Here is a 26,619-nt window from a genome sequence, read left to right on the forward strand (position 1 = left end):
AGAGATTCTTCCTCTGATTTGCTTTCTGCTGGAGGCTCCTCTTTATCTTCTTCTTCATCTGGAATTAAATTATCCAAGTTCAAATCATTTTCATCATCTAATATATCATCTAAGCTATCAGATATATTATCAATATCTAAATCATTTAAAATATTGCTTGAATCATCATCAATATTTTCAATATCATTAATTTCCGGCATATCTTCTGAAGCACTAGCCACATCATCAACATAATCATCATCTATATCAGGCAAACTATTAGGTAAAGGAAGATCATCTAAAACTGGTAATTTTTCACTTTTTATATCAGAATTTTTAGATTTTAAATCTGAATCATTAATATCCATTGCAATTTTATCTTCTAATTCCTTATCCTCTGGTAATTCCAATGAATCTAAATCTCCAGAAATTTTATCATCATTTACACCTAAATCGTCATCTATACCTAAATCTTCAGGTAATCCTAAATCATCTATATTAGCTGATACTTTATCATCTTCTAAATCTTCAGGTAAATCTAAATTATCTACATCAGCTGATACTTTATCATCCTCTAAATCTTCAGGTAAATCTAAATTATCTATATCAGCTGATACTTTATCATTCTCTAAATCTTCAGGCAAACCTAAATCATCTATATCAGTTGATACTTTATCATCTTCTAAGTCTTCAGGTAAATCTAAATTATCTACATCAGCTGATACTTTATCATCCTCTAAATCTTCAGGTAAATCTAAATTATCTATATCAGCTGATACTTTATCATTCTCTAAATCTTCAGGCAAACCTAAATCATCTATATCAGTTGATACTTTATCATCTTCTAAGTCTTCAGGTAAATCTAAATTATCTACATCAGCTGATACTTTATCATCCTCTAAGTCTTCAGGCAAACCTAAATCATCTACATCAGCTGATACTTTATCATTCTCTAAATCTTCAGGCAAACCTAAATCATCTACATCAGCTGATACTTTATCATTCTCTAAGTCTTCAGGCAAACCTAAATCATCTATATCAGTTGATACTTTAGAATTTTCTAAATCTTCAGGTAATCCTAAATCATCAACACCCAAATCTTCAGGTAATCCTAAATCATCTATACCCAAGTCTTCAGGTAAATCTAGATCATTCACTGAATTTTCTTTATCATCAGTATCGTCCAAATCATCTAAATCATCAATGGAAGGCAAACCATTATCCTCACCAGGCATAGAACTAGCCATATGTTCATCTGTAAAAACTGACTTAAAACGATCATAGTCGCTTTGTGATATTTCTTCTGGTAAATCTTTATTACCTATTAAAAAGGCAATACTTCCTAATCTTTCTAAATCTTCTATTTTAGGCATATTCAATCATCTAATGTAAATTTTTTTAGTTAACATATTAAATTATATTAAAAATTAAAAAATATGTCAACTAAATTATCGGATAATAGAAAATTTACAATAGCATATTATTTAGAAGAAATCTCTATTTGTTTATTAAGTTTTTTTATTTGCTCACTATTTCTTCTAGCTTCTTCTTCATTTATAACCATTTGTTTAGATAATTTATTTATTTTTTCTTTATTAAGTGCTACGTCTATATCTTTTGGGTACAAAGCCGATTCAACTAATATACCAATAACATTTTGCATCACCTCTGCTATACCCTCTTCAACATACATATTAATAAGTTTATTATCCTCTGTATATATTCTAAGTTCACCGTAGCCTATTCTAACAATATATGGACAATGATCCAAATATATAGAAACATATCCGTCATAAGAAGGTATCTCAACATGATCTATACGCATGGATCTAAGTATAGGACCATTTCTAGTAATTACAGAACAAGTTAATGCTTTTTGATTCTTTTTAGCAGCTGTAGCCATATTAATACTCACAAAATTAAATTATATTCTTATATTTTAAAATAAAAACAATAAATATCAATGATAATATAAATAAAATAAGTAAAACAATAGAAATAAAAAAAAGAAATTTTACAACAATTTTTAAAGAATTCATCTCTGAATATACATGTTCTAATCCCTTATTTATTTTTGAATCTACCATATCCATAATCTCTTTTTCTCTTTCGTCTATTCTACTGTATATTTTTTTAGCTTTATTCTCCATTGCATTGTTTTTCACCAAATCTCCAACCATATTTGCTGAGGATAGAACAGTTAATATTATATTAATCCAATTCATAATACCCCCTATTTAAATACCTTTAGACATTATACTATATAAATGTTCATCTGGTTTTACTATCTGCCCCATTCTATTAACAAAAGGATGCAATGTATAGCCTGTACTATATAATATCTTCTCATCCTCTTTACTTCTTATTTCATATTTTAACTTTAATGATACATTTTTAAGTTTTTCAACTTTTGTATGTACAACTATAATATCATCATATTTTATAGAAACTTTATAATCAACAAAAGCCTCTTTTACAGGCAATAGTATATTATATCTATTTTCCATATCTTTATATGAAATTCCTAATTCTCGTAATAATTCTGTTCTTCCTATCTCAAAGTATCTAAGATAATTTGAATGATATACCACACCCATTTGATCTGTATCAGCATATATTACTCTTATTTCCGTTTTATTAACATGAGCCATGATAAACCCCTATTTGTAATTATATTAATTATCATTATAACACATAATAGAAAATATCAAATATTATTTTTACAATTTAACTGATATTGCATAATTTAATAAAATACTGCAAAATATCTTAATAAATTATTATACTTACAAAACATTAATTTATATAGTAAATTTAATTATACTATTTAAGATATAAATATGGTTTAGTAATTAGATATTTACTAAAAATATAGTAAAAATAGAACTATAAAACAATTGTTATAAAATTCTAATATAGTTTCTATATTATATAAAAACTATTAAAAATAATGCTTTTATATTGATATTATATTAATTTTGTATATAATGTTTCATTATGAAAAATGGAAAAGTAATATTCCCCGGAACATTTGATCCTTTTACATTAGGACATTTAGATGTACTTTATAGATTAGCTGATATATTTGAAAAAGTTTATATATCAGTAGCTGTTAATCTAGAAAAATCTCCAACTTTTACTGTAGAAGAAAGAAAAAATATGATAAAAAAAGTAATAGGAGAAAATGAAAGTATAGAAATAGTATCTATATCAGGACTTGTTACAAATTATATGAGAGAAAATAACATAAAAATATTAGCCAGAGGAATTAGAGACAGTGAAGATTTATACTATGAATTGAAAATGGCTAGGATGAATAAACTTTTATATTCAGAAATGGACACTATATTTTTGCATACATCTGAAAATTATGCTTATGTAAGTTCATCTTTAATAAAAGAAGTTCTAAAATTTAACGGTCCTATAAATGGTTTAGTTCCAGAAATATTAATAGATGAAATAAAAGCTAAATTCAATAAAAATTGATAATATAAAGATAAATAATATGAAAAATTTTTACCTAGAAAATTACGGATGCCAAATGAATAAGGCAGATTCAAACAGTTTAATTAATTCCCTTATGCAGGAAGGTTTTATACAGACAGAGAATTATGAAAATGCTGATAATATAATAATTAATACATGCAGTGTTAGAGCTCATGCTGAAGAAAGAGTGTTTTCAAGAGTTAAATTATTCAATGCAAATAGAAAAAAGAATAAAAAAGACACAAAAATAATAATTATGGGCTGTATGGCTCAAACTTCTAAGGAACATCTTGAAAGTCTAGGAGTTGATAAAATATTTGATGTATACAATGAAGTTAATATTATAGATTACTTAAAAGATGAGGAAGTTTTTGTAAGAAAATTTAATGATAATTACATATTTAATAAATCCTATGTTGACGAAGATAAACCTCATAAAGCATTTATACCTATATCTCATGGCTGTAATAATTGGTGTACTTATTGTATAGTGCCTCATACAAGAGGAAAAATGGTAAGTAGAAAATCAGATGATATAATAGAAGAATTAAAAAGATTAATAGATGATGGTGCTAAAGAGATAACTTTACTTGGACAGAATGTTAATTCTTATGGGCTTGATATTGATAATGAGATTAATTTTACAGAATTGTTATACAAATTAGACAAAGTTATTGATGAAAAATCTAAAAATAAAGTGTGGATAAGATTTTTAACTTCCCATCCTAAAGATTTTGATAAAGATTTAGCAGATGCTATATGGAATCTAAATAGTTTATGTAAGCATATACATTTACCTTTTCAAAGCGGTTCAGATAGAATATTAAATCTTATGAATAGAAAATACACAAAAGACGAATATGTAAAAAAAGTATCATATTTAAGAAATTATGCCGATGATTTTCCTATTTCAACGGATATAATAGTGGGTTATGCTGATGAAACAGAAGATGAGTATCAAGAAACATTAAATTTACTTGAAAGTATAGGTTTTGAAGAGGCTTACCTATATAAATATTCAGAGAGAGAAGGCTCTATTGCCTATAAAAAACATGTACAGTATGATAAAGCTGCTGGGTCAAGAAGACTTACTAATCTTGTAAATTATCAAAGAGAATTAGCTCAGAAATTATTATCAAAACAGGTTGGCAAAAAAACTTCTGTAATGGTAGATGATATAGCTAAAGATAATATGCATTATTTATGCAGAAGCAAAGAAAACAGAATAATTTTAGTAAAAAAAGAAAAAGAACTTAATATGGGTGATATTTTTGATGCTGAAGTTACAGAAATAAAAAGCCATACATTAATAGGTGAATTTATTTAATAAATTAATTATAAATATTGATTAAAAAATTAAGCAAATTATCTTAATTGTCCAAACTCTATAGTATTATTTAAATTTACTTCTTTCATATATGGAATAGGATACTCTCTCATATCCTTTCCTTCTCGTAAAGTATAATATATAGTTAAATTATTCTTTTTCCAATTATCTAATCTATCATTATATTCTTTTGTATATCCGGATGTCATTTTTATTTTATCATTTGAAATTATAAATCCAACAAACATATTAACATTACTTTCAGGAAGTCCATTTATACCATTAGCAACATAATCTAAAGGCATATTCTCGTAATAGTAAGCATTTGTTTCACTTTCAGCACATACAAATACTCCTTTTCCACGCACCATACCATTTATTTTATATTCAACATTTCCATTTTCTTTGAATGTATAAAGATAACCATTAGGAGCCATTACGCTTTTACCGCTTACAGTTTTTATCCATAAATCATTATAATTAATATCATTGTCAGAAAGTTTTACATTAGAAGCACAAGATGTTATTAAAAATAATAAAACAAAAGTAATATAGAGTCTCATATTCTTTCATCCAAATAAAAATATTATGTATATATTTTCGGAATAAAGAAATTATAAATTATAATCTATTGCTTTTTAATAAAATTTTATTTATTATATAAAAATATGTAAAATCATTTTTAAATTCTAAAGTTAATAAAGTTGATATGGAACAGAATAATAATATAAGTCAAATATTAATAAATAAATTTTCAGAAAGTGAAGAGTTTAAATCTTTTGATATAGAAAATACAAAAAGCATAACAGGACTTAAAGGCGGAAGTGATGCTTTATTTTTCGCATCACTTTTTAATGATAAGGACAAATCAATTCTAGTAATAAAAGAAAATGAAAGCGAGGCAATGCTTCTTAGTCAGTCTTTAAATTTTTATAATATTCCAAATTATTATTTTCCTGACTATGATACTGTACCATTTACAAAGATGTCCCCTATTACAGATATAGCACAAGATAGAATAAATATTTTATATAAATTAATTAATAAAGAAAAATGTATAGTAATAGCAACTATCAATTCTATAACAAGAAAAATAGCAAATAGAGATGATTTAAAAGATTTTTATATACCAATAAAAGTGCATGATAAATTGGATTTAGAAAATTTAAGATTAGCATTATATGATTTAGGATATGTAATAGAAAGAGAAGTATCAGAGAAAGGAACAGCATCTGTAAGAGGAAGTATAATAGATATATTTTCAATAGAATATGATAATCCAATAAGAATAGAAATGTTTGATGATGAGGTTGAAAGTATAAGATTATTTAATATAGAAGACGGAAGATCATTTCAAAACATAGAAGATATTATAATATATCCTGTACGTGAAGTGGTTTATGATGATTCAGCAGTAGAAGAGTTTATTAATAATAATGATATTCAAGATGAACTTAAAGATAATATAAACAAAAGAAAATATTTTGCCGGAAGCGAAAATTTACTTCCTATGTTCTATTCAAATTTAGAAACTATATTCGACTATTTTAATGATGATTATATATTTATTGATGATGCTTTAAAATTGAAAAGCAAACTTATAAATATATTAGACAGCATAAGAGAAAATTTTAATGATATAGATAATATATTTACAATAATAGGTGGAGTTGAAAAGTTATATATAGACAATAATTATTTTGCAGAAATCATAAAAAAATCCATTAATATTTCTCCGTTTATAGTTGACAGTCAAATTCATAAATTTAGTTTTAATGAAGGCGTATCGTTTAAATCAAAATTGACAGAGTTTTTAGATTATGTAAAGGAGTATAGGGAAAAAGATTATTTAATAATTCTATCTACCGGACATTATGATCAGGCTAATAGATTCTATAAAATAATGCATGACTTAGAACCAAAAATTATAATTCCAGAAGATGCAGAAATTAATAATGATGATACCAATAATATAGAAATCATAAAAGAAGAAGAAGAAATTGATTTATCACAAAATGAAAATGATTTTTATATTATAACAACTCAAGCCTCTTCAGGATTCATAAAAGATGATATAAAAACAATATTCATAGCAGATTGGGAAGTATTTGGAAGAAAAAGAAAAAAAATACGAAAGATACCAAAAGTCAATAAAAATTTGATAGAAACGTTTGTTGATTTGAATGTAGGAGATTATGCTGTACATGTTAATTATGGTATAGGTAAATATTTAGGACTTACAAGAAAAATGTCCAATGGAAAAGAAAAAGATTATCTTACATTGGAATACGCAAAAGGCGATAAATTGTACATACCTGTTGAACAGATGAACTTTGTACAGAAATATATATCCGGTCATGGAGAAGCACCAAAATTAACATTATTAGGAGGAAGTGCTTGGGATAAAATAAAGAGCAAAGCCCGAGAGGATGCATTAGCTACTGCAAGAGAATTAATAAAATTGTATGCCATAAGGTCTAATATTCAAGGAAATGTATATGGAGCTGACACTCAATGGCAGGATGATTTCGAGGCCTCATTCCATTATGAAGAAACTGTTGATCAATTAAGGGCTATAAATGATATAAAAGAAGATATGGAAAGCGGAAAGATGATGGACAGGCTCGTATGCGGCGATGTCGGATTTGGTAAAACAGAAGTTGCTTTCAGAGCAGTATTTAAAGCTATAATGGCAGGAAAACAATGTGCCATACTCTGCCCTACTACAATACTTTCTCAGCAGCATTATAATAATGCTAAAAAAAGATTTGAGGATTTCCCTATAAGAATAGAGGTTCTAAACAGATTTGTAACTTCAAAACAGGCTAAAAGAAATAAAGAATTATTAAAAAATGGTTCATGCGATTTAATAGTAGGTACTCATATGCTTTTATCAAAAGATATCGAGTTTAAAAATTTGGGGCTTATAGTAATAGATGAAGAGCAGCGTTTTGGTGTTAAACATAAAGAGGCTTTAAAGAGATTAAGATTAGAAACAGACGTACTTACTCTTTCAGCTACTCCTATACCTAGAACTTTAAATATGGCTTTAACCGGTATAAGAGATATCAGTATAATAGAAACACCTCCTTTGAATAGAATACCAGTAAAAACCTTTGTAACAGAATTTTCTGAAGAAGCTGTTACTAATGCAATAGAAAGAGAGCTAAAAAGAAACGGACAAATATTCTATCTCTACAACAGAATAGAAACAATAGAATCCTTTGCCCTTATGATAAAAAAATTATGTCCAAAAGCAAGAATATGTGTTGCTCATGGAAGAATGTCAGGAAATCAGCTTGAAAAAATTATGAATGATTTTATTAATCATAAGTATGATATTTTAGTATCAACAACTATAATAGAAAATGGAATAGATATACCTAATGCAAACACCATATTAATAGATAATGCCAATAAATTAGGATTATCAGAACTTTATCAATTAAGAGGACGTGTAGGAAGAAGCGACAGAGAGGCTTATGCTTATATGTTCTATCCTAGCGATTTAGCATTAACTGAAGTAGCATATAAAAGACTTGAAGCTATATCCGAGCATACAGATTTAGGTGCAGGATTCAAAATTGCTATGCGTGATTTGGAGATTAGAGGAGCAGGAAATATATTAGGTAAAGAACAGTCTGGAATGATATATCAAGTAGGATATGAACTATATACTCAAATGCTTGAAGAAGCTACAAATGAATATAAAGGAGAAATAAAAGAAGTTACATTTGATACTGTAATAGATTTAAAGCATGATTTATTTATACCAGACAGCTACATATCGGATATTAAAGAAAAAATATCAGCATATAAACTCATAATGCGTTCTCAAAGCAATGATGATATTGACTATGCAAAAGATTATATGATTGACAAATACGGTAAACTTCCGAAAGAACTTGAAGATATTTTTGACATTGCAAGACTTAAAGTTCTATTAAAGAAAATAAGAGTACTATCTGTAATAGAAGGTCAGTACAATATATATATAAAACTAGACAAATATTCAAAAATAGATATGAATAAACTTATAAATCTAATTAACACAAAAAATTCAGGTGTGTATTTCGATAAAGATAATCTTAATCAATTAATAATACCTGTTATAAATGAAAAAGAAAATGATCTTGATTGGAAAATAGAAAAAATAAGAAATACAATATTAGAAATAGAATCAGATAAAATAGATGAAATAAGCAGTTCTATAAAAAATGAAATTAATAGTAATGATGAAAATACTATAAGCCTTGCTGAGGCAAATATAAAAAATAATAAATCCAACAAGAAAAGAATTTCTGTTAAAAGAACTAAGGCTCCAAAACTTATAAAGGTTAATAAAGATAAATAAATTAATTTTATTAAAAAACTTTATTTGTATTCTATGCTAAAATGATAGAAGAATGTATATCAAATAGTTAAAATTCCTCTATTTTTTTGGTAAGGAAATTTATGATATTATCTTTAGTTACCTTTATAGGTTCATTTTCTTTTTCAAAAAATATAAAATTACCATCTCCTGTTCCAGCTACTCCAAAATCAGCATGCCTTGCCTCACCAGGTCCATTAACAACACAGCCCATAATAGCTATAGTAATATTCTTTTTTATATTCTGTACATGTTTTTCTATAAAGCTAGCCACCTCTTCAACATTAACCTGACATCTTCCGCATGTAGGACATGATATTATTTCTATGGAAGGCTCGTTTCTTATACCTAAAAATTTAAGAAGCATTTTTCCTGCCATTACTTCCTCTACAGGATCGCCTGTTATAGAATATCTTATAGTATCTCCAATACCCTGCATTATTAAATATGATAAAGCACTTGTACTTTTTATAAGAGAGCTTCTTAAAGTACCTGCCTCTGTTACTCCTAAATGTATAGGATAATCGAATTTTTCTCTGAATAAAGTATTAGCTTCTATTGTAGTTTTTATGTCCGAAGATTTTAAAGACACTTTTATATTTGTGAAATCTAAATCTTCCATTAATTTTATATGTTCAGCTGCACTTTTTACCATGTTTTCAGGAGTTACTTCTTTATATATGCTTCTGTCCAAACTTCCGCCATTTACTCCAACTCTTATTGTAAGGTTTCTCTCTTTGGCTTCTTTTATAACTTCTTTTACTTTTTCTTTATCTTTTATATTACCCGGATTAAGTCTTAAAGAATCAATACCGCTTTTCATACTTTCTAAAGCCAAACGATGATCAAAATGTATATCAGCAATTAAAGGAACTTTTGTTTGTTTTTTTATTTCTTTAATGGCTTTGGCAGCATCAATATCCAAAACAGCAAGTCTTACTATATCAACGCCGGCATCCTCAAGCGATTTTATCTGCTCAACAGTGTCTTTTATATTTCTAGTATCTGTATTGGTCATAGATTGTATGCTGATAGGATTATTTCCGCCTATTAGTACATTTCCAATTCTTACAGTTTTTACTTTTTTTCTTATATCATTAATATTATCTATATTCATTTTGTTTCCTTATACATTTTCTATTTTAATAACTTTCAATTATAGTATCATTTTCAAATATTTTTGCAAATATATTTTAACGTTTATATGTTTTTATAATTAATTCTAATAGAATAAATACTGCAACCAAAAATACTTGATAACCAATAATTAAATAAAATAATAATATTACAACAAATAAAATTAACTGTTTTTATTTCTATCACTTCAAATGATTTTAGTAATTATACAAACAAAGGAAAACAAATAATGAATATAATAAATATTTTTGATAAAACAATAATAGAGTTCGCTCATAGTTTACATAATAATTACAAAATATTAGATTTATTTTTCTCTTTAATAACTAATTTAGGGGAATCAATACCATTAATGATATTGACCATAATTTTAATATTTATAAAAAGAACAAGACTTTGCGGAATTAACATGATGGCAAGTTTATTTATATCAATATTTATAGGAGCAATAATATTAAAACCATTAATAGCAAGAGAACGTCCTTTTGTTGATCCTGTTTATAATGAATATTGGGCTGCTGTGGGAAAGCATTTAGAAACATCATTTTCATGCCCATCTTCACATACTACTGCTTCATTTGCTGTACTTTTCCCTATTTTTCTATATTTTAATAAAGAGTATAGTTTCATAGCAATAGTAATAGCATTACTCATAGGTTTTTCAAGGGTTTATCTAATTGTACATTATCCAAGCGATGTTCTTTTCGGAATGTTTATAGGAATAAGTGTATCATGCATTACATATTTATTAATAAAAAAAATTAATAAAAAATATTTGCATTTATAAAAAAATTGTTATATTAAAAATATAAAATAGTATTTATAATTGAATATTGATTTTTTACAGAAAAATACGAAAATATTATTGGAAGTATAAAATTATTTATTGGAGCAAAAAATGGATAGAATTGTAAAATCAATAAATACTAAACTCCCTTACAATGCCGAAATATTTATAAAGAGTAAATTTATTAAAGCTGAAATGATATACTTAGAAAAAACAGAAACAGGATATAATGTTGAACTTGATAATGAAATATCAATTACATTTGATGAAAATGGTAATTGGACTTCGATTAACAGCAGTAAAAAACTTCCTGACAATATTATTCCTAATGCTGTGAAAGAAAAAATAAATAAGCTAAAAAGATTTGAACCCGAATATAAAAATAAAGATCTAAATATAAATGAAATAAGAAAAATCATTAATTCGTATCGAATTCTAATAAATCACTATTTAGAAATGCATATATATAGTAATAGTTAAATTTATTTTAAACATCTTACTATTTTGCCATTAGACATTTCATAAACATTATTGGCATGTGCTGCTATATTATGAGCATGTGTAACCATAACAATAGTAGTACCTTGTTTATTAATTGTTAAAAGTATTTCCATTAAAGTTTTTGTAGTTGCAGGATCTAAATCACTTGTAGGTTCATCTGCTATCAAGCATTTACATCCATAAGCTAAAGCTCTCAATATGGCAACTTTTTTCATTTCTCCGCCTGATAAGTTAGAAGCCTTAGAATACATTTTATCTTTAAGAGAAAATAACTCTATATTTTCTTTTGTTTGATTAATCTTTTCTTCTGTAATCTTATGTTTAAAAGCTAAAGGCATAAGAACATTATCTATAATACTGATAGTTGGTATAATAACAGGATATTGGAATATATAAGAAAAATATTCCCTTCTAAAACTAGCTAAAACATCTTCAGAAGCACCATTTAATTTATATGAATCATAATAAATTGTACCGCTGCTTGGCTTAAGTATTCCGCCTACAATACTAAGCAATGTACTTTTACCGCTTCCCGTATGTCCTACAAAACTAATAAAATCTCCCTGATTAATATCCAAACTAATATCTTCGCAGGCATTGCATTGAGTAACACCTAAAGGGAAAGTCTTTGAAACATTGATTATTTTTATATTCATAGTGTTCCCCTCAAATCCTCATAAGGGTCTTTATATAAAAGTACAGAATTAGATACAAAAGCCCCTATCATAAATCCAACCATCAAAACTACATTAGCACATAATACTACAAATGCCCCATTAATAACATCAGAAACTTCTATTAAAGTAAGTATATATGATCTATATCTTAAATATAGTATAGACATCTCTATCACACAAATAATGGATGATATTGTAGGATATAATAAACTTATAAGCATAGCCAATTTCTTTATGGCTAATTTTGTAGCTCCGAATATACGGAGTGTAGAAAACATCCTATTATTTTTAGAAAATATATATGAGCTGGATATTACAGAAAATAGTACACCAATTATTAACAATACAATCAGCAAAGCATATATAGAAAACTCTCTAAAAAATGGTATATTATCATTTAATAGTATTTCATATTTCCACATCAAACTAAATATAGAAGCTATTGTCATAAGCTGAGACAAAGCAATAAATATTACTATAGAAAATACAATACTTCCTTTTATAAGTTTAGAAGCATATCCAATTGTAGAATTATACACAATAAAACCTTTACCTTTTTAAATATATCTTTCCATTTATAAGTATCAATATTATATCACATTACTTAAATAATTCAAATTAGTTTATCTTAAATAAAACAATAGTAAAATCATCATCAGGCGACATATATGAAAGATATTCATAAAAATCTTTTTTTATTAATTCAATACATGACTCTGCCTTGGAATGTCTATTGTCATAAATTGCTTTTTTCAGTCTATTAATACTGTAAAAATCATATTTATTTTTCGATCTTGATGCTTCTGTCAAACCATCTGTATAAAAGAACAATATATCGCCTTTATTTATATAAATAACTTCCTCTTCATAATACGCCTTAGGAAAAAGCCCTACTATTGTACCTCCTTTACTGTATTCTATTACATCTTCTCCCTTACTTAATAAAAGCGGAGTATGAGATGCATTAGAATATGTTACTTTATAATTTAATAAATCTATTTCTGCCACTATCATAGTTAAATAATAATTTATTGGAAGCGTATTAATTAAAATACTATTTATTTCACTTATTATGGAGCTTACAGATTCAAAAGAATTAGCTAAATTCCTAAAAGTAGATTTAAGCATAGCTGTTACAATAGCAGCCTCTACCCCATGTCCGCTGATATCTGATATAATGAATAAAATTCTATCTTGATCTATATATACATAATCGAAAAAATCTCCTCCTATAACTTCAAGAGGCTTATAAAGATAGGCGGAAGATATAAAATTATTATTAGGCATCTTTTTAGGAAGCATAGATTCTTGAAGTTTTCTAGCTTTCTTCATGTCTTTTTTATATTGATTTTTTAGATTATTTAGTACATCATATCTTCCTAAAATATAACTGTTTTTTTCTTTTAAATCTATTATAGCTCTTTGATAATCATTTATTATTACGCTGTTAATTTTTGAAAATCTGTAAACTTTTCCATTTAGTGATTGCTCTTCTATCTCTTTATAATCTCTAACAATATACAACCTTAGAATATATTTATAAAATATTAGAGATGGTATAAAAAATAGTATAAATAAAATAAATAATAATATAAAAATAAATTTATTTTGATAATGAATTATAGAAACTATATTAAGAAATATAAATAGTACTAAAAATACTATGGAAGTAAATCTAAGAAAAATTAAAACACGTTCATCTTTCATAAAAGAGCTAATAAAAAAACAATTATTACAAAATTGATATTTAGAAAATTAATTATATCAAAAAGATTATAGTTTGCAAATATTTTTTATAAAATAAATACCATATATATTGCAAAAATTAAACTTAATTTATACAATATATATATATATATAATCAAAAAATATTATAAGGAGTAGAGTATGAATAAATGTTCCGGTATATTATCCGCTCTAATGACACCTTTCACTAAAAATGGAAAATTAGATGAAAAAGTGTTAAGAAAATATGTAAGACATAATATTGACCGTATGAAAGTAGACGGTTTATATGTAGGTGGTTCTACAGGAGAAGGACTTTTAATGTCTAAAGATGAAAGAATAGCAGTTCTTGAAATAACAAAAGAAGAAGTTAATGGTAAAATTCCATTGATAGCTCATGTTGGCACATTAAATCTTAATGAAGCATGTGAAATGGCACAAAAGGCAGAAGAATTGGGATATGATTTAATATCAGCCGTTACTCCATACTACTATCCTTTTTCATTTGCAGATATAAGCAAATACTATAACACTATATTAAAGTCTACAAGCAAAATTCCTCTTGTAATTTATTTTTTACCTAGTCTTTCAAATAACAGCATATCTTTAGATGATTTCGGAAAATTATTTGAAGATAAAAGAGTAATGGGAATAAAATATACTTCATTTGATTTATTCCTATTAGAAAGATTAATACAAAAATTCCCAGATAAAATGATGTGGGCTGGTTTTGATGAAATGTTATTGGCTTATGCTTCTTACGGATTAAGATCAGGAATAGGTTCAACATATAATATACAAGCTCCATTAGCTAAAAAAGTTGTTCAAGCTGTTGAAAATAAAGACTTGTCTAAGGCATTGAAAATACAGCATGATATGAATGATATAATAAAAACATTATTAAATGTAGGAATATACCCTGCTCTTAAAGAATGCATATCATTCTATGACCCTTCAGCTGTTGCATACTGCAGAGCACCTATGGGTTCAAAACCATTTGGTAAATCAGAGAAAAAATTACTAAAAGATATGTTTGACAAATATTTATCTAAACTATAATTTTTTTTTGATAATCATTTGTTCACGTGGACATTAAATAAAAATTATAAAGGATTTATTTATGATATTAAAACCAATAAAAAGCGAATTTAATCAAAGTTTTCATGATACTATATGGAAAGCAAAAAACTATGTAAGAGAACATTATGAAGACTTAAAAAAACTTTCTGTAGGAAAACATGCACTAGACAAAGAAATCTGTGAAGGTGCTTTCATCAATGTTATGGAATACGATAATAAAGATAATCCTCATTGGGAATCTCATTTAAAATACGTTGATGTTCAAATAATTTTTGAAGGTGCAGAAGATTTTATAATAGCAAATACTTCTACATTAAAACCAAAAAATTATGATGAAGCTTCAGACTACCATGATTGGGAAGGAGAAGGAACTGCACGCTTAACTCTTACACCAGGAGATGTTTTAATACTTCTTCCTTATGATGCTCACAGAGTTGGACTTCCTCCAAAAACAGGAAAAACTCATGTTAAAAAAGGCATAATAAAAGTTCCTTATAAAGTTTGAGTTAAATTGATAAAATAATAATAGCCGGTGCATAAAAGTACCGGCTATTTTTTAATACTTGACAATTAAAAAAATATATTGTATGCTATATACTATACAAGGTAGGGCTTATATTTCATATAAGATTTCCGATAAACTTCGCTAATATCATTAAAAAAAGAAAACGAAGACTGGCAGCCTATCCAGTAAAAAATTCTAATAAACAGGAGAATTAATTTTATGAAAGTCATAGGAATAGTTGCCGGCAGACATAATGGTAACAGCGAAATATTAGTAAAACAAGCTTTAACTGCTGTAAAAGATTCAAAAGGCGAGGCAATATTAATTAATTTATTTGATTATAATATAAAACCTTGTTCAGGATGTGAATCATGCACAATAGCTATGGGAAAAATATTTAAAGAAGGTGGAGAATATAAAGGTTGTATATATAAAGAAAAAGATGATATGGATAAAATTGTTAATGTTATGAATGAATGTCAGGGAATAATAGTAGGATGTCCTACTTACGATTTGCTTCCTTCATCATTATATTTATCATTTGCTCAAAGATTTTTAGCTTATGAATTATCATTTAGAATAAAAATAGGACAAGTAAAAGAAGATCCTCATACTGTAGCCGGACTTATAGCTGTTGGAGGCTCAAAACATGATTGGCAGACTATGAGTTTGGAAGGACTTGCAGCTACAATGTTCACACAGTCTATAAGTGTAGTTGATATGTATTTAGCTACAAGTGTAGGAAGACCTGGAAATGTCCTTATACATAAAGATTATTTGGAAAGAGCATACAAAATGGAAAAAAATATTGTTGAAGCAATAAATACACCTGTAAATGAAACAAAATGGCTTGGTGATCCTGATTTAGGATTATGCCCTAGATGCCATTCTTCATTAATATATCCTGGAGATGAACATTGGGATGGTGTAAAATTTAACTTTGAATGTGCTGTTTGCGGAGCAGGAGGAGATTTAGTAAAAGATGAAAACGGTAAATATAAATTTATGATTGCCGAAAATGGTCTTATAAGAGATAGAAATATAAATGAAGCTAGAGCCATACATTTACAGGAAATAATAGAAACAAGAGAAACTTTTATGTCAAAAAAATCTGAAATAGAAGATGAATATAAAAGATTTAGAGAAATGAAATTTGAAACTATTAAATAGCTGTTAATAAAACTTTTTCTATAAATAATAAAAAAGCACTATGATAATTTTTATCATAGTGCTTTTTTATTATAAGCTATACAAATTATTTTGTATATTTTTCATTAGCCTGATATTCTGTATGCAAGTAATGATGAGATCTTTCTCCAAGAGGTTTTCCTAAAAACTCATCATAAAGCTTTTTAAGATTTTCATTTTCATGAGAACATCTATGTTTTACAGTCTTTTTATCTTCATTATACAAACCGCAGGCTCTTTCAAGTCTAACTTCATTAGTAGGACCATAAGGCTGACCACCTCCTCCTACACATCCACCTGGACAAGCCATAACTTCTATAAAATGATATGGAGGATTTTCTCCTTTTTCTTTAGCAGCTCTGATCTCCTGCATTACAGGATCAACATTATGAAGTCCATTTACAACAGCTACTTTTACTTCTTTATCCAATACTTTTACTGTAGCTCTTTTTACTCCCTCTAATCCTCTAACATCTTCAAAATCAAGATTGCTCATATTAGATCCGGATATTATATTATAAGCAGTTCTCAAAGCAGCTTCCATAACACCGCCTGAAGCTCCAAATATAGTAGCCGCACCTGTATATTCACCTAATATACTATCAGCTTTATCCTCAGGTATTCCAGCAACATCTATACCATAATGTTTAATCATTCTTGCAAACTCTCTAGTAGTAAGAACAACATCAACATCTTTATATCCGCTAGAATACATAGATTCATTTTTTCTAATCTCATTTTTCTTAGCAGTACATGGCATAATAGATACATTGAATATGCTGAAAGGATCCACATGAGCTTTATCTGAATAATATGTTTTAGTCATAGGCGCCAACATCATATGAGGCGATTTAGCTGTTGAAATATTATCAAGTAAATCTGGATAATATTCTTCTGCATATTTTACCCAAGCAGGACAGCAAGATGTAGTCATACAAGCAGTACCGTTGCTTTCTGTAAATCTCTTAACAAATTCATTAGCTTCTTCCATAATAGTCAAATCAGCACCAAAATTAGTATCAAATATTGCATTAAATCCAATCAAACGCATAGCAGCATAGATTTTGCCAGTAATATTGTCGCCTGGTTTTAATCCGAAATATTCACCTAAAGCAACTCTTACTGCAGGAGCCATTTGAACTGTAACATAAGTATCAGCATCATCTATAGCATCTTCAACTTCTTTAGTTTGGTCTTTTTCATATATGGCAGCAACTGGGCAGTGAGCAGCACATTGTCCGCAGTCTACACAAGGAGAATCTTTTAATGATACTGCACTAGGAGCAAAATAAGTTTCAAATCCTCTATTAACAAATCCTAAAGCATGTACATTTTGCATTTGCTGACAAACTACAACACATCTTCCGCATTTAATACATTTTTCTGGATTAAGTACTATACTTCCTGCAGATTCATCTCTAGGGTGATTTTGTTTTATATTATCATATTTAGAATTTCTAACACCAAAATCAGCAGCAGCAGTTTGAAGTTCGCATTCTCCGTTTCTTATACAGTTCAAACAATCATTAGGGTGTGCTGATAATACTAATTCCAATACACCTTTTCTTACTGTATTAATTTCTGCATCATGAGTGATGATATCCATTCCTTCTTCTACAATCATAGAACATGATCTAACATATTTATTTCCTTGATTAGCCAATTTTACAACACATATTCCGCATGCAGATGTTGGAGGAATATCTGGGTGATAGCATAATGAAGGAATTTTAATGCCTAATTTTTTAGCTGCTTTTAATATAGTAAGACCTTCTTCTACTTCTATTTCTTTTCCGTTAATTTTTATTTTAACCATAATTTATACTCCTTGAATACCAACTATTATTAATTCTTTTTAGGAACAGGAGGGCTAAATATACCAGCTTTATATTCATCTTCAAAATGTTTTAATGTAGACATTACAGGGTTAGCTGCTGTAGAACCTAAAGCACATAATGAAGCTTTTTTCATAGTTAAAGCAATATCTTTTAATTTTTGTATATCTTCTTCTTTAGCTCTCTTTTTAGTAAACTTTTCTAAAATTTTAAGCATCTGCATTCCGCCTACCCTACAAGGCACGCATTTTCCGCAGCTTTCATCAACACAGAATCCAAGATAAAACTTAGCAAAATCAACCATATTGTTATCTTCATCTATAACTATCATACCGCCTGAACCCATCATTGAACCTAAAGCAACCAAATTATCAAAGTCTATATGAGTTCCAAAAAGCTCCTCAGGTATTATACCTCCTGAAGGTCCTCCTGTCTGAACACCTTTTACAAATTTATCATTAGGTATTCCGCCTCCAATATCAAATACTATTTCTCTGATAGTTGTACCCATAGGAACTTCAACAAGTCCTGATACATTTATATTTCCAGTTAAAGCAAATACTTTTGTTCCTTTTGATTTTTCTGTACCAATAGAAGCAAACCATTCTCCGCCTTTATTAATAATAGCCGTAATATTAGCAAATGTTTCAACATTATTAATAACGGTAGGTTTTTCAAATAAACCTTTAATTGCTGGGAAAGGAGGTCTAGGTCTAGGAGTTCCTCTATTTCCCTCAATAGAAGCCAATAATGCTGTTTCTTCTCCGCATACAAATGCACCTGCTCCAAGCCTTATATCCAAATCAAATGAGAAATTACTTCCCAATATATTATTTCCTAATAATCCGTAATCATAAGCCTGCTTTAACGCTATTTTTACTCTGTCAACTGCCAGTCCGTATTCAGCCCTTATATATAAATATCCTTTACTAGCACCTATAGTATATCCTGCTATTGTCATTGCCTCTATAACAGAATGAGGATCCCCTTCTAATATACTTCTGTCCATATATGCACCAGGGTCTCCTTCGTCAGCATTACATACAACATATTTCAAATCTGATTGTACAGACTTAGTAAAGCTCCATTTCTTCCATGTAGGGAATCCTGCTCCTCCCCTTCCTCTAAGTCCTGAAATTTCCAATTCTTTTACAACATCATCAGGAGTCATATCAAATAATACTTTTGAAAGTGCCTTATATCCATCATTGCCTATATATTCGTCTATATTTTCAGGGTCTATAATGCCGCAGTTTTTAAGCACAATTCTCTGCTGTTTTTGATAGAAGTTAATTTCTTTAGAAAAGTCCCTATGTTCTCTTTGTTCTTTGTAAAGTATTCTCAAAAGAAGTTCATTTTTTAATATATGTTTTTCTATAATATCTTTAGCATGTTCCGGCGTAACATGTGTATAGAACACTCTTCCAGGCATAATTTTAACAACCGGTCCCTGACTGCAGAAACCAAAACATCCTGTTTTTATTACAACAACTCTGTCAGCTATCCCATTATTTGCTGCATGTTCTTTTAATAATCTTACTATTTTATCACTTTTATTGGATTCGCATGCTGTACCTCCGCAAACCAATATATGAAATTTACCGTCTGATATATCTTCGCCGCCTTTTCTTACTTCTATTTCTTTGGCTTTAATCAATCTATGTTCTTCTAATTTTTGTCTGTCTAATTTTTCTGACATCTTCATAACCTCCAATTCTTATTGTTCCTTATCATCTTTTTCTGTTTTTATAAATTTATCTATATCTTCAACAACAACTCTTCCAGAAACTTCACCATTAAATGTAAGAACAGGAGCTAATCCGCAGCAGCCTATACATCTAACTTCTTCTAATTTATATTTCCTATCTGCAGAATATTTTTGGTCGCCTTTTAAATTTAGCTTTTTTTTGATCTCTTCAACCAGCATACCGCCGCCTTTTAAATAACAAGCTGTACCCATACAAACTGCTATATTATTTTCAGCAGGTGGTTCCATAGAAAAATAATTATAAAAAGTAAGTATCTCATAAATTCTGGCAAGCGGTATATTTATTTGCTCGGATACATATTTAGCAACATTTCTAGGCACATAACCATAATGTTTCTGAATACCATGGCAAATCATTATGAGATTTCCTTCTGAATTTTTCCATTCCTTTACTAAGGCTTTGACCTCATCGGCAATGTCTTCTTCTGTTAACAAAGAAACATCTTCACTCATTATTATTATCCCTCCATTTTTATACAAAATAAAAATTTAATTAAACTGACGTTTTCTAGTATAGGAAAAAACAAAACCAATTTCAATAAAAAATATATTTCAATATAATATTTTTTTATGATTAAGCACAATATTTATTCATTTTTGATAATTTTTATATATTTATAAGATTTATTTTTATGTTCAAAGAAAATTTTAAATTGCAAAATTATTATTAAGTTATATAACAATAAAAATTGGACAAACAATGTTATAATATTTTAAAAGTTTTAATTATTATTTTTTATTGGTAAAAAATATAGTATTTAATACTAAAACTAAATCAACAAATATATTTTAATATACTGTATTATATATACAATATTTTTAATTTTTTCTGCTACCAGATGCATATTCAAGCATGTTTATATCTAAAATTTCTCTATTAGGTTTTAATAAAGAATTTTCATATCTACATTGCCATTGAACATTTTCAAATATACTTTGTATGGTATCACCGCTCTTTATAATATCACCTTTATCAAATATATAGGCAGCTATATTTAAAGCATGCGATATAACATCATTAACATTCAAACCATGAAAATGGTACTGTATATCCGGCAAACCTATAGCATACATTCCTAAAGTGTCTACTATGATATCATTGGAATTTTGAACATTAAAAAGTCTTATATTAACGCCTGAAAATAAAAATCTAAAATCTTTTGGGTAACTATTATTAAGTATTTGTTCAGGTAAAAGGAGTTTTCCGCTTTGTTCATTATAAACAGCTATACAGTTATCAAAAAGCTGCAATGCTGTATAAAGCCAATTATTGAGCAAAGTTGTTCTATCCTTATAATCAAGTCCTGCAGCTAAAAAATCGCTAAGCATTATTTCATAGTTACAGTTTTTTATAAGCTCTTTTGGTTCTTTTACATCCCACATTTGACTATAATAATAATCACTTATAGATGTATAATCAAATTCCATAGCATCAGGCATCAATACTTGAGCAGGTATTTCTTTGTCATCCTTATATTTTACTTTTAAATCATTAATAGCAATACTGTAAATACCTTTATCACTAGATACAACATCAATACTATCATAAAATTTCCTAATCTTCTGCTTTAATACTTCTATATTAGGCAAAGTCGGTTTATTTTCAAATAAAAGCTTATAAAAATAAACATGAGAAAAACTTGCTTCATCATTATTTTTATGAGGGCTTTTATGTTCTAAATTTTTATTTAATTCTTTATCATTACTCATAATAAAAACTCCTGCACAAAAATATTACTATATTTTAGAATAAAAGCAATTTTATTATTATTGTTTAACAGGCACTAAATATGTAAAGTCAAATTGCAAAGTTTGGTCATATCTAATACCTATTTCATTTTTTTCATTAAGGAATAAACCATTAACAAAACCAAGCCCCAAAACGATACCGTTATCAAATACAAAATCTTTCTTTATATTAAGTCCGAAATAGAAAGGAACTCTATAAAAAGGATCACCTTCAACACTTATAAATTTATGTCTTTTATCTATATACCACCCTGAAACAAATATTATAGGCTCTATTTCAAACCAAGTTTTTACTGGTATTGTTCCTCTTAAAAATATGCCATGACCGAATTGTGTTACATTATTATCCCTATCTGTTATATTATAAGATGCCATATAAAGTATAGATAAATAATAACTATTAATACCTATGGCTCCAACATAATTTTCTGTAATAGCAGGAGTGCCTTCAACAAAAGGATATTCATGTCCTCCGTTATGCCAATAGTGAATTCCTATATAAGGAGTCGCTATTTCATGTGCAAAATCCATAGAATAAGTAACACCTACATCAAATCTTTCCCTATGTTTGGCATTGTTTTGTATCTGCCAATTCATATATACTTCTCCATTACCTCCTTTAAACCATTGAAAAGAAGCACCATATTCATAAAATCCATGTGTGAAAGGTTCATTATACTGATATTCTTCAGGACCTTTTGCTATTAAAGTATTATCCGGTGTAGAGCGTACAACTGGTGTCATATCCATTAAAGGATCTCTTATAGGTGCAGGAAGATTATGTCCTCCTGTCATTGTACCTATTCTCAAAGACACATATTCATTAGATAATTGAGTTGTTACTATTGGAAATACTCTTATACCTTGAGGAAATTCAAATGTAAATGGGAAAAATACTGAAGCACCAACTCTTAAACTAATAAAATCATTAAATTTGATATCAAAAGCTCCTTCTGTAAAATTTTCAAAATATGTCAATGTTGTTCTCGTATCCTGCCAAAGTGTATTTTCACCATTATATGCATAGGAACTTGTAAATAGTCTAAAATCTACAGTAGTATTTGCATGTAAAAAATACCCCCCCCCGTATACAGTTATTAACATACATAATAAAAAACGAAATATATGTTTCATATGGCAACCTTTATTTTAATAAAATATTATATTTAAATGAAAAAAACAATATGAATGTTCATTATAACACAGTTAACATAAAATTACAATTATGATAACTATATAATAAATATATATTAATTATTCAAAAAATTAATATATATTTATTATATAAAAATATTTTTTATTAAACTAATAATAATTAAATTAAGAAAACTGTATATATTTTTATATTTAACTATTTAGTATTTTAAAATTACTCTTTACAATAAGGCATTTTATATTATAATTGATTAATCATTTTGATTCTTTATTCAAAATTAAAAAACTATTATTAGGAGTTATACAATGATAAAAAGAGCATTAATATCTGTATTCTACAAAGATGGAATATTAGACTTTGCTAAGTTTTTGACTTCAAAAAATGTGGAAATAGTTTCTACTGGAGGAACTTATAAATATTTGAAAGAAAATAATATACCTGTAATAGAGGTTGCTGAAGTTACCGGAGCTAAAGAGATGCTTGACGGCAGAGTAAAAACTTTAGACCCAAAAATACATGGGGCAATACTTGCTATAAGAGATAATCCTGTTCATATGGAAACTATTAAAGAAAGAGGAATAACTCCTATTGATATGGTGATAGTTAATCTTTATCCTTTCTTTGAAAAAGTACAAGATGATAATTTGAAATTTGAAGAGAAGATAGAGTTTATAGATATAGGCGGACCTACAATGCTTCGTTCTGCTGCTAAGTCTTTCAAAGATGTTGTTGTTATAAGCGATGTTAAAGATTATGATTTAGTAAAAAATGAAATGGAAAAAGGCTATGTAAGTTTTGAAACAAAAAAATATTTAGCTTCTAAAGTATTCAATTTAACTTCTGCTTATGATGCTGCTGTTTCTGAGTTTATGTTTAATTCTTTAGAAAATAAAGAAAACAAAAAACTTAATTATTTGAATATGTCTTATGCATTACAGGAAGAATTAAGATACGGAGAAAATCCTCATCAGGGGGCAAGCTATTATATTTCTACTACAGATAAAGGCTCTATGAAAGATTTTGAACAATTAAACGGAAAAGAGCTTTCATTTAATAATATTAGAGATATGGATATAGCTTTAAAAATAGTATTAGAATTTGATGAATCTAAAAAAGAATATGCTTGTTCTGCTATAAAACATTCTACTCCTTGCGGTGCTGCATTAGGAAACAGTGTATTAGAATCTTATAATAGAACTTATGAATGCGATCCTACTTCTATATTCGGCGGAATAGTAGCTTTCAATAGTACAGTAGATGAAGCAACTGCAAAAGAACTTATTAAAATATTCTTAGAGATTGTTATTGCTAAAGACTTCACTCCTGAAGCTTTGGAAGTATTAAAAACTAAAAAGAACTTAAGAGTTATAAAATATAAAACTAATACCAGCGATAAAATTAATGTTGTTAAAGTTGACGGCGGATTACTTGTACAAGATGAAGACACTACTTTAATAGAAGACTACAAAGTTGTTACAGATAAAAAGCCTACAGAAGAAGAGATGAAGAATTTAATATTCGGAATGAAGGTTGTAAAATATGCTAAGTCAAATGCTATAGTAGTAATAAAAGACTGTATGGCTAAAGGTATAGGAAGCGGACAAACTAACAGAATTTGGGCTTGTGAAGATGCTTTAGAGCGTGCAGGAGATGGAGTTGTAATGGCATCTGATGCTTTCTTCCCATTCAGAGATGTTGTTGATGCTTGTGCTAAATATAATATTAAAGCTATAATTCAGCCTGGCGGTTCCATGAGAGATCAGGAATCAATAGATGCTTGTAATGAACATGGTATTGCTATGATATTCACTGGAATAAGACATTTTAAACATTGATAAATTAAAGCGGAGTTAATTTTTATTAGCTTCGCTTTTTTATTATTCTAAATTCAAGTAATATGATAATATATTTTTAAATGACCTTAAATGATACATTATATCATAAATATCTCTTATATTTATAATTTTATGCATAACATAAAAAGGATTAAAAGATAAATTATAGAAATATTCTATATATTTGAATATTTTTTTATCCTCAATAGGAAGCTTCATTATAGTTTGACGCATATCATAATCAAACCAATTCTTAGTTTTTATAATACCATTTTTATCGCAATATTCAAAAAGTTTAGTACCAGGATACGGAACAAATATTGAAGCATTCATAGAATTAATATAACCGTTAAGCATTAAATATTTAACAACATTAAAAGTATTTATTATATCTTCATCTGTTTCCCAAGGATATCCTATTTTTACCATCATATCAGTAAAAAGTCCGGCTCTTCTAGCCAATTTTATAGATTCAACCATAGTATCAACTGTATTATTTACTATTTCAAGTTTTTCTATAGTGCTGTTGTTTCCGGAAGGCAAATTAAAAATTATAGTTTTAAATCCTGACTTTTTCATCATCTTATAATCTTGATAATCAAGAGCATTAAGATACATATAACAATCTATATATACTTTTTTATTAAGTTTTCTTTCTTTCATTGTCTCGCAAAATATAGAAAGCCATTTACCAGTAGGAAAATAAACACTGCTGTCAATAATTTCTTTTATACCATAGCGTTTGTTTAAATACTCAATTTCATCTATTACGTTTATTGGATTTCTAAGCCTTACATTATTAAATAATATATTTGAAGAATTACTATTGTAATTATTGTATAGGGATCCCCTTCCTGACATTATAAAAGTACCTGGAGTTTTTTTAAAATGTTCATTTTTTTTTGAATACAGTTTCCAATTTGTTAAATTTCTATCTATAAAAGGAAGCCTGTCCAAAGAATTTTCCAGAACAAAAGCACCTGTACTTTTTATATTACCTGTAGAAGTTCTGTAATATATACCTTTATTTAATTTTTCACCGTAATTTAAATGATTAATCAAATTAAGCATAAGCATATCATAATCACCGCCTGTAAGTATGAAATCAGCTTTTGAATGAATCAAACTTTCTTCAGGCATGGCGGTAACATGATCTCCTGCTAAAACAACAAGAATTTTATTATATTTTTCTTTTATTACATCTATCGTATCCCAAATATAATTTATAATAGGTGTTTTTACTTCAAAAAAAATCAAATCAGGAACTATTTCATCTATTGAATTAAACCATTCAATAGTAGTCATATTTCTGGCTATAGTATCAAGAAAAACAACATTAATACCATTATTTTTAAGCAAAGTAGCAGCATAAGATGGTATTATAGGATATGCATATGAAGGATTTTTCAGCCATTGAAATTGTCTATTTAAAGATATTAATGGATAGCCATTATTATATTCAAAAGGAGGATATGTTATGCATACTTTCTTTACTTGTTTTTTCTTCATAAT

At 27.6% G+C, this 26,619-nt stretch carries 23 protein-coding genes and 1 pseudogene; 9 read left to right on the forward strand and 15 right to left on the reverse strand.

The window, feature by feature from the left end; genetic code table 11:
* The 4 genes and pseudogenes from T324_RS17340 to T324_RS0112130 form a co-directional block, all read right to left on the reverse strand.
* A pseudogene (locus T324_RS17340) lies at positions 1-1,352 on the reverse strand (periplasmic flagellar collar protein FlcA); the annotation flags it as partial.
* A gap of 107 nt (positions 1,353-1,459) precedes the next feature.
* Entirely contained in the window at positions 1,460-1,882 is a 423-nt protein-coding gene (locus T324_RS0112120; protein ID WP_028330493.1) for a FoF1 ATP synthase subunit delta/epsilon, read from the reverse strand.
* Between the two features lie 16 nt (positions 1,883-1,898).
* Positions 1,899-2,204 carry a hypothetical protein gene (locus T324_RS0112125; RefSeq protein WP_028330494.1) on the reverse strand — a complete coding sequence of 102 codons (306 nt, stop codon included), beginning with the start codon at positions 2,202-2,204 and terminating at the stop codon, positions 1,899-1,901.
* 12 nt (positions 2,205-2,216) lie between these two features.
* Complete coding sequence (locus tag T324_RS0112130; RefSeq protein ID WP_028330495.1) at positions 2,217-2,630, reverse strand: acyl-CoA thioesterase; 414 nt, start codon at positions 2,628-2,630, stop codon at positions 2,217-2,219.
* A 346-nt stretch (positions 2,631-2,976) separates the two neighbouring features.
* Here T324_RS0112130 and coaD point away from each other — a divergent pair, with 346 nt between their 5' ends.
* Entirely contained in the window at positions 2,977-3,465 is a 489-nt protein-coding gene (gene coaD / locus T324_RS0112135; RefSeq protein WP_028330496.1) for a pantetheine-phosphate adenylyltransferase, read from the forward strand.
* Between the two features lie 19 nt (positions 3,466-3,484).
* Positions 3,485-4,792 (forward strand): tRNA (N6-isopentenyl adenosine(37)-C2)-methylthiotransferase MiaB, encoded by a 1,308-nt coding sequence (gene miaB / locus T324_RS0112140; RefSeq protein WP_028330497.1) that lies wholly within the window; start codon positions 3,485-3,487, stop codon positions 4,790-4,792.
* Positions 4,793-4,830: 38 nt separating this feature from the next.
* Here miaB and T324_RS0112145 read toward each other — a convergent pair whose 3' ends face one another.
* A complete protein-coding gene (locus T324_RS0112145; RefSeq protein WP_028330498.1) occupies positions 4,831-5,355 on the reverse strand; it encodes a hypothetical protein in 525 nt (174 codons plus the stop codon).
* A gap of 146 nt (positions 5,356-5,501) precedes the next feature.
* Here T324_RS0112145 and mfd point away from each other — a divergent pair, with 146 nt between their 5' ends.
* Positions 5,502-9,146: a transcription-repair coupling factor gene (mfd, locus tag T324_RS0112150; protein WP_028330499.1), complete on the forward strand. Its 3,645-nt coding sequence runs from the start codon at positions 5,502-5,504 to the stop codon at positions 9,144-9,146.
* 67 nt (positions 9,147-9,213) lie between these two features.
* Here mfd and ispG read toward each other — a convergent pair whose 3' ends face one another.
* Positions 9,214-10,281, reverse strand: a complete 1,068-nt coding sequence (gene ispG / locus T324_RS0112155; RefSeq protein ID WP_028330500.1) for a flavodoxin-dependent (E)-4-hydroxy-3-methylbut-2-enyl-diphosphate synthase — start codon at positions 10,279-10,281, stop codon at positions 9,214-9,216.
* A gap of 249 nt (positions 10,282-10,530) precedes the next feature.
* Here ispG and T324_RS0112160 point away from each other — a divergent pair, with 249 nt between their 5' ends.
* On the forward strand, positions 10,531-11,088 hold the full coding sequence (locus T324_RS0112160) for a phosphatase PAP2 family protein (protein WP_028330501.1): 558 nt from the start codon (positions 10,531-10,533) through the stop codon (positions 11,086-11,088).
* Between the two features lie 111 nt (positions 11,089-11,199).
* Positions 11,200-11,568 carry a PepSY-like domain-containing protein gene (locus tag T324_RS0112165; protein ID WP_028330502.1) on the forward strand — a complete coding sequence of 123 codons (369 nt, stop codon included), beginning with the start codon at positions 11,200-11,202 and terminating at the stop codon, positions 11,566-11,568.
* Positions 11,569-11,570: 2 nt separating this feature from the next.
* On the opposite strand, the gene T324_RS0112170 is transcribed toward T324_RS0112165, so the two are convergent.
* The 3 genes from T324_RS0112170 to T324_RS0112180 form a co-directional block, all read right to left on the reverse strand.
* Complete coding sequence (locus T324_RS0112170; RefSeq protein ID WP_028330503.1) at positions 11,571-12,245, reverse strand: ABC transporter ATP-binding protein; 675 nt, start codon at positions 12,243-12,245, stop codon at positions 11,571-11,573.
* Complete coding sequence (locus T324_RS0112175; protein ID WP_028330504.1) at positions 12,242-12,805, reverse strand: hypothetical protein; 564 nt, start codon at positions 12,803-12,805, stop codon at positions 12,242-12,244. The genes T324_RS0112170 and T324_RS0112175 overlap by 4 nt, the downstream gene beginning before the upstream one ends.
* Before the next feature lie 79 nt (positions 12,806-12,884).
* Complete coding sequence (locus T324_RS0112180) at positions 12,885-13,973, reverse strand: PP2C family protein-serine/threonine phosphatase (protein WP_028330505.1); 1,089 nt, start codon at positions 13,971-13,973, stop codon at positions 12,885-12,887.
* A gap of 180 nt (positions 13,974-14,153) precedes the next feature.
* On the opposite strand from T324_RS0112180, the gene T324_RS0112185 reads away from it, so the two are divergent.
* The 3 genes from T324_RS0112185 to T324_RS0112195 all read left to right on the forward strand — a co-directional run bounded on the left by T324_RS0112185 (position 14,154) and on the right by T324_RS0112195 (position 16,746).
* The gene (locus T324_RS0112185) at positions 14,154-15,050 is read left to right on the forward strand and encodes an N-acetylneuraminate lyase (protein ID WP_028330506.1); all 897 of its coding nucleotides are present in this window, start codon (positions 14,154-14,156) and stop codon (positions 15,048-15,050) included.
* A gap of 61 nt (positions 15,051-15,111) precedes the next feature.
* A complete protein-coding gene (locus T324_RS0112190) occupies positions 15,112-15,576 on the forward strand; it encodes a NanQ anomerase/TabA/YiaL family protein (protein ID WP_028330507.1) in 465 nt (154 codons plus the stop codon).
* A gap of 219 nt (positions 15,577-15,795) precedes the next feature.
* Positions 15,796-16,746: a flavodoxin family protein gene (locus tag T324_RS0112195; protein ID WP_028330508.1), complete on the forward strand. Its 951-nt coding sequence runs from the start codon at positions 15,796-15,798 to the stop codon at positions 16,744-16,746.
* Between the two features lie 85 nt (positions 16,747-16,831).
* On the opposite strand, the gene T324_RS0112200 is transcribed toward T324_RS0112195, so the two are convergent.
* From T324_RS0112200 to T324_RS0112220, 5 genes are all read right to left on the reverse strand, one after another.
* Positions 16,832-18,580, reverse strand: coding sequence for an NADH-dependent [FeFe] hydrogenase, group A6 (locus tag T324_RS0112200; RefSeq protein ID WP_028330509.1), 1,749 nt, complete (start codon positions 18,578-18,580; stop codon positions 16,832-16,834).
* Between the two features lie 29 nt (positions 18,581-18,609).
* Complete coding sequence (locus T324_RS17345; RefSeq protein ID WP_051436849.1) at positions 18,610-20,298, reverse strand: NuoF family protein; 1,689 nt, start codon at positions 20,296-20,298, stop codon at positions 18,610-18,612.
* A gap of 18 nt (positions 20,299-20,316) precedes the next feature.
* Positions 20,317-20,820, reverse strand: coding sequence for an NADH-quinone oxidoreductase subunit NuoE family protein (locus T324_RS0112210; RefSeq protein ID WP_028330510.1), 504 nt, complete (start codon positions 20,818-20,820; stop codon positions 20,317-20,319).
* Between the two features lie 366 nt (positions 20,821-21,186).
* Positions 21,187-22,077 (reverse strand): DUF4261 domain-containing protein, encoded by an 891-nt coding sequence (locus tag T324_RS0112215; RefSeq protein WP_028330511.1) that lies wholly within the window; start codon positions 22,075-22,077, stop codon positions 21,187-21,189.
* Between the two features lie 57 nt (positions 22,078-22,134).
* A complete protein-coding gene (locus tag T324_RS0112220) occupies positions 22,135-23,250 on the reverse strand; it encodes a hypothetical protein (RefSeq protein ID WP_028330512.1) in 1,116 nt (371 codons plus the stop codon).
* A 327-nt stretch (positions 23,251-23,577) separates the two neighbouring features.
* Between T324_RS0112220 and purH the strand changes: the two genes are divergently transcribed.
* Positions 23,578-25,107, forward strand: coding sequence for a bifunctional phosphoribosylaminoimidazolecarboxamide formyltransferase/IMP cyclohydrolase (purH, locus tag T324_RS0112225; protein ID WP_028330513.1), 1,530 nt, complete (start codon positions 23,578-23,580; stop codon positions 25,105-25,107).
* A gap of 42 nt (positions 25,108-25,149) precedes the next feature.
* Here the strand turns inward: purH and T324_RS0112230 are convergent, their stop codons facing one another.
* Positions 25,150-26,616: a B12-binding domain-containing radical SAM protein gene (locus T324_RS0112230; protein ID WP_028330514.1), complete on the reverse strand. Its 1,467-nt coding sequence runs from the start codon at positions 26,614-26,616 to the stop codon at positions 25,150-25,152.
* Positions 26,617-26,619: the final 3 nt, after the last annotated feature.

This window comes from Brachyspira alvinipulli ATCC 51933, assembly GCF_000518245.1.
In the GTDB taxonomy this organism is placed as follows: Bacteria; Spirochaetota; Brachyspiria; order Brachyspirales; family Brachyspiraceae; genus Brachyspira; species Brachyspira alvinipulli.

Coding starts and splice junctions, on each gene's coding strand:
- T324_RS0112145 (WP_028330498.1), bottom strand. CDS start 5,355: ATGAGACTCTATATTACTTTTGTTTTATTATTTTTAATAACATCTTGT.
- T324_RS17345 (WP_051436849.1), bottom strand. CDS start 20,298: ATGTCAGAAAAATTAGACAGACAAAAATTAGAAGAACATAGATTGATT.
- T324_RS0112130 (WP_028330495.1), bottom strand. CDS start 2,630: ATGGCTCATGTTAATAAAACGGAAATAAGAGTAATATATGCTGATACA.
- ispG (WP_028330500.1), bottom strand. CDS start 10,281: ATGAATATAGATAATATTAATGATATAAGAAAAAAAGTAAAAACTGTA.
- T324_RS0112125 (WP_028330494.1), bottom strand. CDS start 2,204: ATGAATTGGATTAATATAATATTAACTGTTCTATCCTCAGCAAATATG.
- T324_RS0112170 (WP_028330503.1), bottom strand. CDS start 12,245: ATGAATATAAAAATAATCAATGTTTCAAAGACTTTCCCTTTAGGTGTT.
- T324_RS0112220 (WP_028330512.1), bottom strand. CDS start 23,250: ATGAAACATATATTTCGTTTTTTATTATGTATGTTAATAACTGTATAC.
- purH (WP_028330513.1), top strand. CDS start 23,578: ATGATAAAAAGAGCATTAATATCTGTATTCTACAAAGATGGAATATTA.
- mfd (WP_028330499.1), top strand. CDS start 5,502: ATGGAACAGAATAATAATATAAGTCAAATATTAATAAATAAATTTTCA.
- T324_RS0112195 (WP_028330508.1), top strand. CDS start 15,796: ATGAAAGTCATAGGAATAGTTGCCGGCAGACATAATGGTAACAGCGAA.
- T324_RS0112165 (WP_028330502.1), top strand. CDS start 11,200: ATGGATAGAATTGTAAAATCAATAAATACTAAACTCCCTTACAATGCC.
- T324_RS0112200 (WP_028330509.1), bottom strand. CDS start 18,580: ATGGTTAAAATAAAAATTAACGGAAAAGAAATAGAAGTAGAAGAAGGT.
- T324_RS0112230 (WP_028330514.1), bottom strand. CDS start 26,616: ATGAAGAAAAAACAAGTAAAGAAAGTATGCATAACATATCCTCCTTTT.
- T324_RS0112160 (WP_028330501.1), top strand. CDS start 10,531: ATGAATATAATAAATATTTTTGATAAAACAATAATAGAGTTCGCTCAT.
- T324_RS0112215 (WP_028330511.1), bottom strand. CDS start 22,077: ATGAGTAATGATAAAGAATTAAATAAAAATTTAGAACATAAAAGCCCT.
- T324_RS0112120 (WP_028330493.1), bottom strand. CDS start 1,882: ATGGCTACAGCTGCTAAAAAGAATCAAAAAGCATTAACTTGTTCTGTA.
- coaD (WP_028330496.1), top strand. CDS start 2,977: ATGAAAAATGGAAAAGTAATATTCCCCGGAACATTTGATCCTTTTACA.
- T324_RS0112180 (WP_028330505.1), bottom strand. CDS start 13,973: ATGAAAGATGAACGTGTTTTAATTTTTCTTAGATTTACTTCCATAGTA.
- T324_RS0112185 (WP_028330506.1), top strand. CDS start 14,154: ATGAATAAATGTTCCGGTATATTATCCGCTCTAATGACACCTTTCACT.
- miaB (WP_028330497.1), top strand. CDS start 3,485: ATGAAAAATTTTTACCTAGAAAATTACGGATGCCAAATGAATAAGGCA.
- T324_RS0112210 (WP_028330510.1), bottom strand. CDS start 20,820: ATGAGTGAAGATGTTTCTTTGTTAACAGAAGAAGACATTGCCGATGAG.
- T324_RS0112190 (WP_028330507.1), top strand. CDS start 15,112: ATGATATTAAAACCAATAAAAAGCGAATTTAATCAAAGTTTTCATGAT.